Raw genomic sequence first — 12365 nt, 5'->3', positions numbered from 1 at the left:
CGTGACCGACGTGCACGCCCTCGACACCACCACCGGCAGAACCCGGTAAACCCGAAACATTGCCCCTCCCCCCTGCGGCCCCGCGCCGCGGGGGGGAGGAAAGCCAGGACATTTGTTGAACTACCTCTCTTTCCTCATCGCCCAGCGGCGCTTTCTCGCCTTTGGCTTCGCGCTCACGCTTTTTTCGGCGTTCGGGCAGACCTACTACATCGGCATCTTCAGCGCGGAGATCCGCGGCGCGTTCTCGCTGACCCACGGCGGCTTCGGCCTCACCTACTCGCTGGCCACCCTGACAAGCGCCGCCTGCCTGATCTGGGCAGGCCGGATGATCGACCATCTCGATTTGCGCCACTACACGGCGCTGGTCTGCGGCGGCCTCGCCCTCGCCACCCTGATCATGGGGTTCGTTCCGCACATCGCGGTGCTCTACCTCGTCATCTTCGCCCTGCGGTTCTTCGGGCAGGGCCTCATGACCCACACCGCCATCACCTCCATGGCGCGCTACTACGACAAGGACCGCGGAAAGGCGATCAGCGTGGCCACCTTCGGCAATCCGCTCGGGCAGGGAATCTTCGGCTTCATCGCCGTCTACGCCATCGCCCGGATGGGATGGCGGGAAACCTGGCTGGCGACGGGCGGCGCCCTGGTGCTCCTCCTGATACCGCTCGCGCTCTGGCTCCTGAAGGGGCACCCCGAGCGCCACCGCCGCTACCTGGAGGGACAGCGGCAAACGCCCCCCGCCCCCGGAGAAGAAAAAAGCGCGCCCCCCGCCCGCGCCTGGACCCGGCGCGATGTGGTGCGCGATCTGCGCTTCTATCTCATTCTTCCCTCGATGATGGCCCCTTCGTTCATCTCGACGGGTTTTTTCTTCCACGGCGCCCATCTCGCCCAGTCGAAAGGCTGGGCCCTGGCCTATCTGGCGGGCACCTTCATGGTGTATTCGGTGACCACCGTCGCCGCCGCGCTCTTCTCGGGACCCTTGATCGATCGGATCGGGGCGAGGCGGCTCCTCCCGCTCTTTCTCCTGCCGATGGCCGTCTCGATGCTCTCGATTGCGCTCTCCGATCATCCGAACATCGCGTTCATCTACATGTTCGCCTTCGGCCTCTCGATGGGGATGAACTTCACGATCGGGGGCGCCGTCTGGGCGGAGATTTACGGCACCGGCCACATCGGGGCGATCCGCGCCCTCGCCGCCTCGTGCACCGTCTTCGCCACGGCGCTCTCCCCCGTCATGATGGGCTTCTTCATCGACCGGGGAGTGCGGCTGGAGACGATGGCGCTCCTCTGCGCCGCCTTCATCGCGGCGGCCGCCCTGATAGTGGTACCCCTCGCCCGCGGAGAAGGGGTGGCGGGCGCTTCGCCGCGGTGAGAGAATAAAGGCCTTCCGAATCCGATCGAAGACAGGCATCCCATCGACAGGAGGAATCCATGCCCCGTCAATACTTTGAAGGCCCCGCCACAAAGTCCCGCGGGTTCTCGGCCGCCGTCGTCACAAAGGGCGGGCGCATCGTCTGGCTCGCGGGCTTTGCCCCGCACACCGATGAAAACGGCAACTCCCTCGCCGGTGATTTCATCGCCCAGGCCGACGCCACCTTCCGCCGGATGGCCAAAGTGATGGAACAGGCGGGCGGCACCCTCGAGGATGTCGTCACGATGGAGGTTTTCGTCACCGACACCCGGCTCTCGGATCGGTTCGTCGAGGTTCGGAAAAAATACTTCCCAAGCGGAAACTATCCCTCGAGCGCGCTCATCACGGTGGCCGGCCTCGATCACCCCGACATGCTGATCGAGATCAAGGGCATCGGCGTCATCGGAGACGAATAGGATGGAGCGCAGGGAATTCTCGGGGCAGGACACCGAAACCCGCGGCTACTCCGACGCGGTCGCGACAGCGGGCGGAAAGATCGTCTGGATCGCGGGGGTGGGAAGATACAAAGACGAGGCGGGCGCGCCCCTCGCCGGAAAGTTCGAGGAGCAGGTGCGCGCCTCCTTCCGCTTCATCGGCGGGATTCTCGAAAAGGCGGGGGGGAAGATCGAGGACATCGTGACGATGACGACCTTCTTCACCGATCCGCGTCTTTCGGATCGATACGTCGCCGTCCGGCGCGAGTTTTTTCCGAGCGTCTGCCCCTCGAGCGCCCTCATCACCGTCAAGGGGTTCGATCACCCCGACATGATGCTCGAGATCAAGGCCATGGCCGTTGTGGAGGGGCGCTGAGGCCATCCGGAAAACTCCGGGGGAGTCAGGAGGGTGCGAGATGTTCAAGACAAACAAGATCGGACACATCGGATTCTGGACCCGCGATCTCGCGCGGATGGAGGATTTCTACACCAGCGTCCTCGGCTTCAAGGTCACCAGCCGCGATGGCCCCGGCGCGAAGGTGCCGGGCGGCGCCTGCGTCTTCCTGCGGTGCGATCGCACCCACCACGAGGTGGTCTTCTTCCAGGCCCCCGAGGGCGCGCCCAGCCTCTACCCCGATACGGAAAACTCCCTCGAGGAGCGGAAAGCCGGATTCCAGCACATCGCCTACGAGGTTCCCGATCGGCGGGAGTGGCTCAAGGCGATCGAACACGTCAAAAGCTGCGGGGTGGAGATCAAGTACGGCCCCCTCGTCCACGGCATCGAGGGGGACGGCTTCGAGAAAGGAAGCGGCAACCGCGCCTTCTACATCACCGATCCGGACGGGAACTACATCGAGATCTACTGCGACATCATGATGTTCGGCGAAGAAGCGTAGCCGCCCGGCCGATCAGTACAAATCGCGGAGCCGCTGCCGCAGCCTCCGCTCGCCCACATCGCAGGCGGGCGCGGGGCGCAGCCCCCGTCGGGGCGCGGCGGCGGGCACGAAGCGCGCCTTCTTCCCATCCTCCGGCCGCCTGCCTGCGATCTCGAGCACCATCTTTCGCCGGATGGCCCGGGCGAAATCGCGGAAAGTTTTCGCCACGATGATGAAGGCGCCCGGGCCGCCGATGACGCACTCGCGGTAGTAGAGATCGAGGTCCGGCATCGGCATAAAGCCGAAGCGGCTCGGCCGGTTGTTCATGATGGGCAGGCCGTTGATGGTCACACCCGCCCGGACCGCCCGGTCGCGGGCCGGTGTGACGGGTCCGCCGCTGTTGTTGGGGCCATCGCCCGAGATGTCCACCACCCGGCGCGCGCCCCGGAAGCGGTTCGCGGCGAACAGGGGCACGGCGAATTCAATCGCCCCGCTGATGGAAGTGTAGGGACCGACCCCGACCGGAGCGGCGGCAAGGGCCTTCGCGAAGGCTTGGGCGCTCACCTCATCCTTCACGATGCGCCAGTCCACCAACATCTGCTGAAAGCCCTCCCCCGCCCATTCGGCGTAGGCGAGCGCGATGCGCCGCAGGCGGCCCGAGCGGATGGCCGAGAGGACCGCCCCCGAGCGGATGGCGGCGATATAGCCCTTCCGCTGGAGCGCCGCCTCCTCCTCGTCAATGCTCCCCGAGATGTCTACGGCGAGAAGAAGCTCCAGATCGACATCCACCTGCGCCTCCGCCGCCGGATATGCGCCGGCGGGCAGCAGCGACCCCGCGAGAAGAAGCCCCGCCAGAAGAACCCGCCATTTCATGGCATCTACTCCTCCCCCCGAATGTGTCCGCGCCGCTTTTTCTTCTCGGAAAGGCGGTGTTTTTCACCCAGGCGGCGCTCCTTGGCGGCCTTCGTCGGCCGGGTGGGGCGCCTTCGCTTGGGCGCAGTCGCCACCTCCTCGATGAGCTGGCGGAGTTTCTCGAGACAATCGGCCACGTTGCGCCCCTGATCGCGGAAGCGCTGGCTCGCGAGAACGAGCTCACCCTCCCGGGTGATACGCCGCCGGTAGCGCTCGCAAAAGCGATCGCGCACATCCGCCGGGAGGCTCGGCGAGCCCGAGACCGCCCAGCGGAGGATGGCCTTCGTGTTCACCTTGTTCACGTTCTGGCCGCCCGCGCCGCCGCTGCGGGCGAACTGAAAATGAAACTCGCGGAGAGGGATATGTATCCGGCGGTTGACGACGAGCATGGCGCCTCCCTGGCGCGGGTCCTCGAAGAGAAACCCGGCAGCCCCCGGAATTATATCACGGGCACCCGGGAGCGTCCGTGAAAAACCCTTTTCATCATTAATATTGAACTATCCCATCCTTTTCGAATGACGGCTTTTCCCGCTTTCCCCAAAACAGCGGATGGCGCTTTTCCCGGATCCGCTCTGCAGGGGAGCGGGCAGAAATCCCGGGAAGGGTGGCCGGGGATTTCACCTCGTCCCCGCAGTCCATGAGGGAGGGCGCGATGAAGTCCGGCCTCGGTCTCACCATCATCATCGTGGCGGTCCTGGCCGTGACAGCCGCCGCCGGATTCGCGTTGATGGGCTCGTCCGTGACCCGCACCGCCATCTTGCTGCACGCCCGGTTTTCCTCCATGCAACGGTGCGCCCCGGCGATCGCCTCGAAGGGGAGCACCCGGCCAGGGTGCGCCGGCAGCCGGCCGCGCGTTCCGCGAATTTCCTGCCCCGGTGCCCCCCGCCGCATGTGCGAGAGTGGTCTCGAGGGCGGCCCGCCGCCGATCCAAAAAGGGGGCCGGAGTGCGCCCGGGGGCGGCCGAGTGTGTGTGGGCCGTCTTCCTTGGCCCCTTCCCCCCCCACGGGGGAAGGATGGGATGGAGGCCGCCTTTCCAAAAAGAGGCAAAAAGAAGCCCGATGGAGAGTTTTGCGGGATGCTGCGCGATACTGCGGGATTTTTTCGTGCACCGGCGCCGGCATCCCCGGCTGGCGCTCGAGGCCGCCGCACCGGGCGGCCACAATCTCATCATGATCGGTCCCCCCGGCAGCGGAAAGAGCATGCTCGCCCGAAGGCTCCCCTCTATCCCGCGGTCCTTGCCGAAAACCCCCACCGGCCGGGCCTTTTTCCCGGCCAGAAAATGAAGAGTTGATTTCGCTGTTTTTTCGTGTATCATTTCGTCTTATATTCGCTGTCGGTCTTTTTCTCCAACAGCCGGCCTTTTTCTTCAACAGGAGGGACATCATGCTGGCGAAAACCCGCTCCGCCGCCGTCCTCGGGGTGGACGCCCATCCGATCGATGTCGAGGTGGACCTGGCCGGCGGGCTCCCCGCCTACGCGACGGTGGGCCTCCCCGACGCGGCCGTGAAAGAGAGCAAGGACCGCATCCGCGCCGCCATCTCGAACACGGGCTTTGTCTACCCCCTCGGGCGCATCACGGTTAACCTCTCGCCCGCCGACATGCGCAAGGAGGGGAGCGCCTTCGATCTGCCCATCGCGCTGGGGCTCCTCGAGGCGAACGGCGCGGCTCCGCGCGATGCGCAGCGGCCCGGGATGATGTATCTGGGCGAGCTCGCCCTCGACGGCGCCCTCAAGCCGGTGCGCGGGGCGCTCAACATCGCCGTCCTCGCCAAGCGGATGGGGCTGGCGGGGCTCGTCCTCCCGGCCGAGAACGCGGCCGAGGCCGCCGTGGTGGACGGGCTTCCGATCTACCCGGTCCACACCCTTCCCCAGGTGGTGGGCTTCCTCAGGGGCGAGGTCGCCATCTCCGCCGAGGCGGCGGGCGCGGCGAACGGGCAGAACGGGCACGCCCCCACAACCGATCTCAGCGACATCCGCGGCCAGCACCACGCCAAGCGCGCCCTCGAGGTCGCCGCGGCGGGCGGCCACAACCTCATCATGATCGGCCCCCCGGGGAGCGGAAAGAGCATGCTCGCCCGCAGGCTCCCCTCCATCCTCCCCCGCCTGACACTCGAGGAGGCCATCGAGACCAGCCAGGTCTGGAGCGTGCTCGGCAAGCTCGGGCCCGCGCACGCCCTGGTCGCGGCGCGGCCCTTCCGCGCGCCGCACCACACCATCAGCGACGCGGGCATGGTGGGCGGCGGGACGATTCCGCTGCCGGGGGAGGCCTCCCTCGCCCACAACGGGGTGCTCTTTCTCGATGAGCTGCCCGAGTTCCGCAAGAACGTCCTCGAGAGCCTGCGCAGCCCCCTCGAGGAGGGCCGCCTCACGATCAGCCGCGCGCAGGCGAGCCTCACCTTCCCGACCCGCTTCATGCTGACGGCGGCGATGAACCCCTGCCCCTGCGGCCACCTGGGCGATCCGTCCCGCGCGTGCGCCTGCACCCCGAAGCAGATCGCCCGCTACCGCTCGCGCATCTCGGGCCCCCTTCTCGATCGGATCGACCTTCACCTGAACGTCCCCCGGCTCAGGTGGAAGGAACTCGCCGAAGACCCCACGGGGGAGAGTTCCGAGGCGGTGCGCGCGCGGGTCGAGGCGGCGCGGGAGCTTCAGCGGGCGCGCTTTGCGGACACCCCCGGCGTCCACGGCAACGCCCACATGGGGCCGGAGGGCATCGCGCGCTTTTGCCGAACAGACGGAGAAGGGAAAAAGCTCCTCGAGCGCGCCGTCGAGCATCTCGGCCTCTCGGCCCGGGCCTACCACCGCGTCCTCAAGGTGGCCCGCACCATCGCCGACCTCGCCGGGGCGGAGACCATCGCCCCCGCCCACGTCGCCGAGGCCATCCAGTACCGCAGCCTCGATCGGCCGATCTAGGGGGGCCCGCCGCGCCGCCACTTTGGCCACCACTTTGGAAAAAGCGGAAAAAAGCGTATTTTGGAAACTTGGAATTCCTGCGGCACAAGATATGCGCTTCGCCGCCCCGCGGGCGCTCTCACTCTCCGCGCGCCGCGCCGCCTTGCGCTTAACGCGGCGCGTGCCCATCCAGCGAGGACATCATGGATTTTGAAACCGCGCGTCCCTTCATGGAGAAAAACCACCGGGGTGTCATCACCACCTACCAGCCCGACGGGGCCGCCCACGCCAGCATCGTCGTCTGCGGGGCGTATCAGAACCAGGCGGCGTTCGTGATCGTGCGCGGCAAATCGAAAAAGCTCAAAAACCTGCGCCGCGACCCGCGCTGCACGGTGCTCTGCGTGGCGGAAAGCTGGCGCAGCTGGGTCAGCATCGAGGGCCAGGCGAAATTGTTCGGCTACGGCGACACGGACGCCGAGGAGCTGCGGGTGCTTCTCCGCGAGGTCTACCGCGCCTGCGGGGACGCGGATCACCCCGACTGGGAGGAGTACGACCGCGCGATGGTGGACCAGGGAGGTGTCGCCGTCCTCGTCCCGCCCCAAAGGGTGTATGGCCAGATTCGGTAGAGGGGCCGCGCCCTCGCGTTTCCGGGAAAACCCGCCCGAAGTGTGATTTGCCTTACTTTACGGGGGCGATCCGGCGCCGATACGCAGAGAAAGGGCATTGGTTTTCCCCACCCGCTTTTTGGTAAAATCAGGATGATTCCGAAATCAGGGATTTGAAGGAATCTGCTTGAAGGAGATGGGGCATGGGCCTTCGGATCAACCAGAACATCGCGGGACTGAACGCGGCGCGCACGCTGTCGAACACCCAGCGGGCCCTCGAGCGCAGCAACGAGCGGCTCTCCTCGGCGCTGCGGGTGAACCGCGCGGCGGATGATCCGGCCGGCCTCGTCATCAGCGAAAACCTGCGGGCCCAGATCGGCGGGCTGACCGAGAACATCCAGGCGGCCGAGAGCAAGCTCAACACCTTCCGGACGGCGGAGGGAAGATTCGGCGAGGCGGTGAACCAGCTCCGGGGCATCCGCAACGAAGCCCTCGCATCGGCCAACACCGGCGCGGGGAACGCCGTGGCCCGCCAGGCGGGCCAGACCCAGGTGGCCTCCTCCATCGAGTCCATCACCCGCACCCTCGGCGAGGTGAACGGGGCGGATCTCGGGGTGGACACCTCCACCGTGGATGCGGCGGTGCAGAGCCTTCAGGGCATTGACGTCACCACGGCCGAGGGGGCGAACCAGGCGCTCGCCATCGTGGACACGGCGATCAGCGATCTCACCAGCTTCCAGGGCGAGCTCGGCGCGGCCCAGCAGAACACCTTCGAGGCGGACATCCAGAACCTCTCCGTGCAGCGGGAGAACCTTACGGCTTCCGAGAGCAGCATCCGCGACGCGGATTTCGCCGAGGAGACCACCAACGCTGCCCGGAACCGGATCCTCCAGCAGGCAAACATAGCCGTTCTCGTCCAGGCGAACACCAACGCCCAGAACGCACTCCGCCTCCTGAGCCCGGGCGGCGGCCGGAGCGCAGGCGGCAACAACCTGCTCGCCATCGCCTAGGCCGGCGCCGACATCCCCCCGCTCTCCGCGAGCCGCTTTACCGTCTCTTCCGCCCCGATGTTGAAAAGCGAATCGAGAATGCACATGCTCGGCGCGAAATCCGCGTAGCCCTGATCGTATTCGGGATGCCGAAAATCCTGAAAGAAAACCTCCACCCCCACATCCTCGAACAGCTTCACGTCGAGATAATCCCTTCCGCCCGCGCCGGAGAGATAGGCGTCCGCACCGATCTCCCGGCAGATGGCGAGGAGGAGTTCCGAGCGGTGGTCTTTCGCTTCCAGCTCGGAGGCGAGAATAATTTTTTTCTCCGCCATCCCCAGCGTCTCCAGGAAATGGGAGAGCATCTTCCGGAGAAATTCCAGCAGCGAACCGCCCGCCGCATCGATCAGGGCCTCCACTTCCGGGGCATGCGCCGGATAGAAAGGGCGTTTCCCGTAGGCCTGCTCCAGCGTGCGGATGTGCTTTTTCATCCATGCGACGGCGGTGTTGATCTCCATCTCGCCGATGGTCTTTCCGGTGTGCCCTTTCATCCGGAGGGGAATGGTGAGCCACTGCACGCCGGAGGGAGTGCGGATACGGTTGCGGTTGGTGTAGCCGTTCTTCTCCAGCTGAACCGTGTCGAGAAGCACAAACACATCCGAGCGCAGGATTTTGTGGAAATATCCCAGCCAGGGGAGGTAGGCAGGCTGGTGGATGGAGACGATCATGGCGGTTTCTCTCCGGGGCAGCGGCGCACGGCCCGAGCGGAATCGGCTACCCCACGTTTCCCTTCGAGTGAATGGCCGCGGCGATGACGTTCACCGCGTGATCGGCCGAGGCCTCGGGCCGGGCGGTTTCCGCGAACCGGTAGAATGCCTTCGTCGTGCGGAGACTCTCCTCGCCCGCTTCCAGAAGCTCGCGGCATAGCCGCTCGGCCGCCGCGTCGAGATCGGCATCCGGCAGAACGCGGTTCACCATGCCGATGCGGAGACCCTCTTCTGCGTCAATCTCCCGGCCGGTCGCCACCATTTCAAATCCGGCCCGGCGGTCGAGCTTCCGGGCCAGGTGGCTGATGACCACCGTCGGCGGAAATCCCTCACGGATCTCGGGAAAGGCGAGGCGGGCCGTGCTGGAGGCCAGGACGATATCCGTCCGACTGATCAGGCCCGCGCCCGGCCCGAAGGCCCGCCCCCGGAGGGCCGCAACGGTCACGGCCGGGGAAAATTCGAGCGCATCGTTCATCTCGACGATCTTGCGGAAGCGCCCCCGGATCACATCGAGGGGCGGGGTCTCCCCGCCGCGGACGCTCTCGCGGCCGGCACAGAAATCCGCCCCCTCGGCGGCCAGAAACACCACGGCGCACCCCTCGCCCGCCTCCTTCAGGAGCGCGGTCAGCTCGTCCATCATCTCGAACGTGAGGCGGTTCGACGCCTCGGCCCGCCCGAGCGTAATCCGCCCGAGGCTGCCCTTCTTCTCATACCGGATGTATCCCATTCGCGAAAATCTCCTTCAAATCTCAGGCCGCCGCAAAGACCACGATGGTCCCCAGCGCCAGCAAAAGCCCCATGAGCTTGCGGAGGGAGAGCCGCTCGCCCATCCATATGGTCGCCATCAAGATGCTGACGACAAAGCTCAGCTGCGAGATGGGCGTCACGACGCTGGCCTCACCGCGCTTCATGGCCTCCAGGAGAAAGATGGCCGCCGCCGGGAGGGCGAAGCCCACCACGCCTCCGTAGCGCCACCCCACCCAGGAATATCGCGGCCCGCCTTGTACTCTCCAAGCATAAAGGTAGGCGAGCGTTGTGAAAAACAGCGTATTCGCATGCATGAACATCGTCGGGGCGAGCCCCGTGGAAACGCCGATTTTAAACACGATATTCAGAACGCCAAACGCCGACATCGCCACCAGCGCCCACAGGATGGACCGGCGGCTGATCCGCCACCCTCCCCGGCCGGAAAGCCGCACCTCGGCGATCATCCAGATGGCCAGAATCGCCAGGGCGAAGCCCGCCCCCTTGAGAAGTGTGACGGGTTCGCCGAGAAAAACCACGGCCAAGAGCGCCGTCATCACGAAGTTGATCCGGTAGATCAGAGTGCTGACGCCGATCTCGCCGTGCCGGACGCTCTGCAGGAAGGTCCAGAACCCGATGAAGAACAGCGCGGACGTTACCCCGCCCAAGAGCGAGAGCAGACTCCACGTGTAGTTGCCCTCGAGATAGGCCCAGATCCCCGTCACCGGAGTCACCACCAATGCCTGGCAGCACCACACCGTGGCGATGGAGATGTTCTGCCGGGCGACCCGGCCATAGAGGAAATCCACCAGCCCCATGAGAAGCATGGAGAGGATCGCGAAAAGGATGGCGGGGGAGATCAACGCCGGAAGGCCCCCCGCGGCGGGGGGCACGCTGGCGAAGAACGCTCCCGCGTTTTCATCGGACTAGGCCAGGCCCTTGTACCATTGCGCCAGCGCTTTTCCGATCGCATCCGGGGAATCCTCATGGATGTAGTGCAGCCCGCTGACGGTGACCTCGGTCTGGTTCGGGAACCGGCGGACCATCTCGCGGTGCTTCCCGACGAGAACGGCGCCCGGCTCTGCGTTGATGAAAAGCTTGGGCAGATCATTCTCGCGCATCCAGGCGTTGTTCCGCTCGATGACTTCGAGCGTGTCGGCGGGATAGCCCTCGATGGGAATCTCCCGCGGCCAGGTGAGCGTCGGCCGGCGGTCCTCCCCGGGGGTGCGGTAGGGCCTTCGGTATTCGTTGTGCTCCTCCTCGGTGATCTCGCGAAGCACCATGGCGGGCAGGATTTTTTCGACGAAAAAGTTCTGCTGGAGGACCAGCTCCTCCCCCTCTTCCGAGCGGAAACGCCGGAAGAGCTTCTGCACATCCTCGGGCCACTGGCTCCACTCGAAGTTCCCCATCACTCCCTGCATGTAGGCAATGCCCTTGATCGCGCCGCGGTTAGCGTTCGCCCAGGTGAGGCCGAGCTGGGCGCCCCAGTCGTGCATCATGATGGTGACGTTTTCCTTGAGCCCGAGCGCCTCGAGGAGGCCGTTGGTGTAGGGCTGATGGTCGGCGAGGCGGTACATCGATCCCGCGAGCTTGTCCGAATCGCCCTGGCCGATGTTGTCGATCGCGATGCAGCGCGCCATGCCCTCTACGTGGGGGATGATGTTCCGCCACATGAAGGAGGACGTGATGTTCCCGTGAAAGAAGACGATGGGGTCGCCCGCGCCCACATCCACATAGGCCATCTTCTTGCCGAGAACTTCCACCTTCTTTTTTTCGTACCGCATCTTCGGATTGATCATGGATTCCCTTCCCAGATGTTGAAAACATTCGCGGGAAAAGACATCTGCCGCACCGGATGCCCTCATCTCCGGACGAAAAAAAGAATGATTCGCGGACCTTAAAATACACAGGGACGGCCCGGCAGACAATTCGGCGGAAAATGACGCCTCAAAAAAGAAGGATCGGAAGCCGCGCGAGCCGCCGATCCTTCCAAACATTTTTTGGTAGGCCGCCGGGGAATCGAACCCCGAACCTACGGATTAAGAGTCCGTGGGAGTACGTTTCCCCTAGCTTCCTCTAGTACGACAACCCCTTAAAAATCAATGCATGTTCTTTCCTTGAGTATGATAGAATACCCCCTAAGGTGACGCTGAGTGTTGACCAGGTGTTGACCAGGTGTTGACCAGGGAGCCCCCGGATGGGGGCCCGAGGCGGGGGAGGAGAGAGCCCATGAAGCTGACCAAGCGCACCGTGGATGCCCTGCCGGTTCCCCGGGCGGGGAAGAGGTTCTATTGGGACGATGCCCTCCCGGGCTTCGGGATGAGCGTCACCTCCGGCGGGGTGAAGTCCTACGTCCTGGACTACCGCCACAAGGGGCGCCAGCGGCGGATCACCATCGGCCGCCACGGCGAAGAGATGCCCCCGGACGAGGCGCGGAAGGAGGCGGGCGACTTCAAGGCGGCCATCCGGAAGGGGATCGACCCCCTGGCCGAGCGGGAGAGGGGGCGCCGGGAGCCCACCTTCGAGGACCTGGCGCGCGAGTATGAGCGCGTCCACCTCCCCCGCAAGCGCTCGGGGAAGGAGGACCTCCGCTTCATCGCCTACGCCAAGGCCCGCCTGGGGCGCCGCAAGCTCTCCTCCCTCACCCGGCGGGAGATCCAGGCTCTCCACCGCAGGAAGGGGGAGACGGCCCCCGTCCAGGCGAACAGGATGATCGCCTGCCTCTCAAAGATGTTC

General features: G+C 65.5%; 15 protein-coding genes, 1 tRNA gene and 1 pseudogene. 9 read left to right on the top strand and 8 right to left on the bottom strand.

Features of this window, described 5'->3' with window-relative positions:
- Positions 1-115 precede the first annotated feature (115 nt).
- Genes O2807_04985 through O2807_04970 form a run of 4 tightly spaced genes read left to right on the top strand, consistent with a single transcriptional unit; the run spans position 116 to position 2741 of the window.
- Positions 116-1372 (top strand): MFS transporter, encoded by a 1257-nt coding sequence (locus O2807_04985; GenBank protein ID MDA0999858.1) that lies wholly within the window; start codon positions 116-118, stop codon positions 1370-1372.
- Positions 1373-1431: 59 nt separating this feature from the next.
- The gene (locus O2807_04980; protein ID MDA0999857.1) at positions 1432-1827 is read left to right on the top strand and encodes a RidA family protein; all 396 of its coding nucleotides are present in this window, start codon (positions 1432-1434) and stop codon (positions 1825-1827) included.
- A gap of 1 nt (position 1828) precedes the next feature.
- Positions 1829-2221, top strand: a complete 393-nt coding sequence (locus O2807_04975) for a Rid family hydrolase (GenBank protein ID MDA0999856.1) — start codon at positions 1829-1831, stop codon at positions 2219-2221.
- A 40-nt stretch (positions 2222-2261) separates the two neighbouring features.
- Positions 2262-2741: a VOC family protein gene (locus O2807_04970; protein ID MDA0999855.1), complete on the top strand. Its 480-nt coding sequence runs from the start codon at positions 2262-2264 to the stop codon at positions 2739-2741.
- Positions 2742-2753: 12 nt separating this feature from the next.
- Here O2807_04970 and O2807_04965 read toward each other — a convergent pair whose 3' ends face one another.
- From O2807_04965 to O2807_04955, 3 genes are all read right to left on the bottom strand, one after another.
- Positions 2754-3593 (bottom strand): DUF1194 domain-containing protein, encoded by an 840-nt coding sequence (locus O2807_04965; GenBank protein ID MDA0999854.1) that lies wholly within the window; start codon positions 3591-3593, stop codon positions 2754-2756.
- A 5-nt stretch (positions 3594-3598) separates the two neighbouring features.
- A complete protein-coding gene (gene arfB, locus O2807_04960) occupies positions 3599-4021 on the bottom strand; it encodes an alternative ribosome rescue aminoacyl-tRNA hydrolase ArfB (protein ID MDA0999853.1) in 423 nt (140 codons plus the stop codon).
- A 97-nt stretch (positions 4022-4118) separates the two neighbouring features.
- Positions 4119-4523, bottom strand: a complete 405-nt coding sequence (locus O2807_04955) for a hypothetical protein (protein MDA0999852.1) — start codon at positions 4521-4523, stop codon at positions 4119-4121.
- Positions 4524-4744: 221 nt separating this feature from the next.
- Here O2807_04955 and O2807_04950 point away from each other — a divergent pair.
- The 4 genes and pseudogenes from O2807_04950 to O2807_04935 all read left to right on the top strand — a co-directional run bounded on the left by O2807_04950 (position 4745) and on the right by O2807_04935 (position 8139).
- Positions 4745-4858 (top strand): annotated as a pseudogene (locus O2807_04950) (ATP-binding protein).
- A gap of 157 nt (positions 4859-5015) precedes the next feature.
- Positions 5016-6545, top strand: a complete 1530-nt coding sequence (locus tag O2807_04945) for a YifB family Mg chelatase-like AAA ATPase (protein MDA0999851.1) — start codon at positions 5016-5018, stop codon at positions 6543-6545.
- Between the two features lie 182 nt (positions 6546-6727).
- Entirely contained in the window at positions 6728-7150 is a 423-nt protein-coding gene (locus tag O2807_04940) for a TIGR03618 family F420-dependent PPOX class oxidoreductase (GenBank protein ID MDA0999850.1), read from the top strand.
- Between the two features lie 182 nt (positions 7151-7332).
- Positions 7333-8139 (top strand): flagellin, encoded by an 807-nt coding sequence (locus O2807_04935; GenBank protein ID MDA0999849.1) that lies wholly within the window; start codon positions 7333-7335, stop codon positions 8137-8139.
- On the opposite strand, the gene O2807_04930 is transcribed toward O2807_04935, so the two are convergent.
- The 5 genes from O2807_04930 to O2807_04910 all read right to left on the bottom strand — a co-directional run bounded on the left by O2807_04930 (position 8136) and on the right by O2807_04910 (position 11705).
- On the bottom strand, positions 8136-8846 hold the full coding sequence (locus tag O2807_04930) for a WbqC family protein (protein MDA0999848.1): 711 nt from the start codon (positions 8844-8846) through the stop codon (positions 8136-8138). The genes O2807_04935 and O2807_04930 overlap by 4 nt on opposite strands.
- A 46-nt stretch (positions 8847-8892) precedes the next feature.
- Positions 8893-9612, bottom strand: coding sequence for an enoyl-CoA hydratase/isomerase family protein (locus tag O2807_04925; GenBank protein MDA0999847.1), 720 nt, complete (start codon positions 9610-9612; stop codon positions 8893-8895).
- A 22-nt stretch (positions 9613-9634) separates the two neighbouring features.
- On the bottom strand, positions 9635-10522 hold the full coding sequence (locus O2807_04920; GenBank protein ID MDA0999846.1) for a DMT family transporter: 888 nt from the start codon (positions 10520-10522) through the stop codon (positions 9635-9637).
- A 33-nt stretch (positions 10523-10555) separates the two neighbouring features.
- Positions 10556-11428: a haloalkane dehalogenase gene (locus O2807_04915; GenBank protein MDA0999845.1), complete on the bottom strand. Its 873-nt coding sequence runs from the start codon at positions 11426-11428 to the stop codon at positions 10556-10558.
- A gap of 202 nt (positions 11429-11630) precedes the next feature.
- A tRNA-Lys gene (locus tag O2807_04910) sits at positions 11631-11705 on the bottom strand.
- A 153-nt stretch (positions 11706-11858) separates the two neighbouring features.
- Here O2807_04910 and O2807_04905 point away from each other — a divergent pair.
- Positions 11859-12365: Arm DNA-binding domain-containing protein (locus O2807_04905; protein MDA0999844.1), on the top strand; the 507-nt coding region annotated here is incomplete at its 3' end.

The sequence above is a fragment of the bacterium genome (assembly GCA_027622355.1).
Taxonomy (GTDB): Bacteria; UBA8248; UBA8248; order UBA8248; family UBA8248; genus JAQBZT01.
This window is presented reverse-complemented; position numbering and strand designations above follow the sequence as displayed.

Bases quoted from the DNA above. Each gene is read 5' to 3' on its own strand.
- O2807_04980 (MDA0999857.1), top strand. From the start codon at position 1,432: ATGCCCCGTCAATACTTTGAAGGCCCCGCCACAAAGTCCCGCGGGTTC.
- O2807_04975 (MDA0999856.1), top strand. From the start codon at position 1,829: ATGGAGCGCAGGGAATTCTCGGGGCAGGACACCGAAACCCGCGGCTAC.
- O2807_04970 (MDA0999855.1), top strand. From the start codon at position 2,262: ATGTTCAAGACAAACAAGATCGGACACATCGGATTCTGGACCCGCGAT.
- O2807_04965 (MDA0999854.1), bottom strand. From the start codon at position 3,593: ATGAAATGGCGGGTTCTTCTGGCGGGGCTTCTTCTCGCGGGGTCGCTG.
- arfB (MDA0999853.1), bottom strand. From the start codon at position 4,021: ATGCTCGTCGTCAACCGCCGGATACATATCCCTCTCCGCGAGTTTCAT.
- O2807_04955 (MDA0999852.1), bottom strand. From the start codon at position 4,523: ATGCGGCGGGGGGCACCGGGGCAGGAAATTCGCGGAACGCGCGGCCGG.
- O2807_04945 (MDA0999851.1), top strand. From the start codon at position 5,016: ATGCTGGCGAAAACCCGCTCCGCCGCCGTCCTCGGGGTGGACGCCCAT.
- O2807_04940 (MDA0999850.1), top strand. From the start codon at position 6,728: ATGGATTTTGAAACCGCGCGTCCCTTCATGGAGAAAAACCACCGGGGT.
- O2807_04935 (MDA0999849.1), top strand. From the start codon at position 7,333: ATGGGCCTTCGGATCAACCAGAACATCGCGGGACTGAACGCGGCGCGC.
- O2807_04930 (MDA0999848.1), bottom strand. From the start codon at position 8,846: ATGATCGTCTCCATCCACCAGCCTGCCTACCTCCCCTGGCTGGGATAT.
- O2807_04925 (MDA0999847.1), bottom strand. From the start codon at position 9,612: ATGGGATACATCCGGTATGAGAAGAAGGGCAGCCTCGGGCGGATTACG.
- O2807_04915 (MDA0999845.1), bottom strand. From the start codon at position 11,428: ATGATCAATCCGAAGATGCGGTACGAAAAAAAGAAGGTGGAAGTTCTC.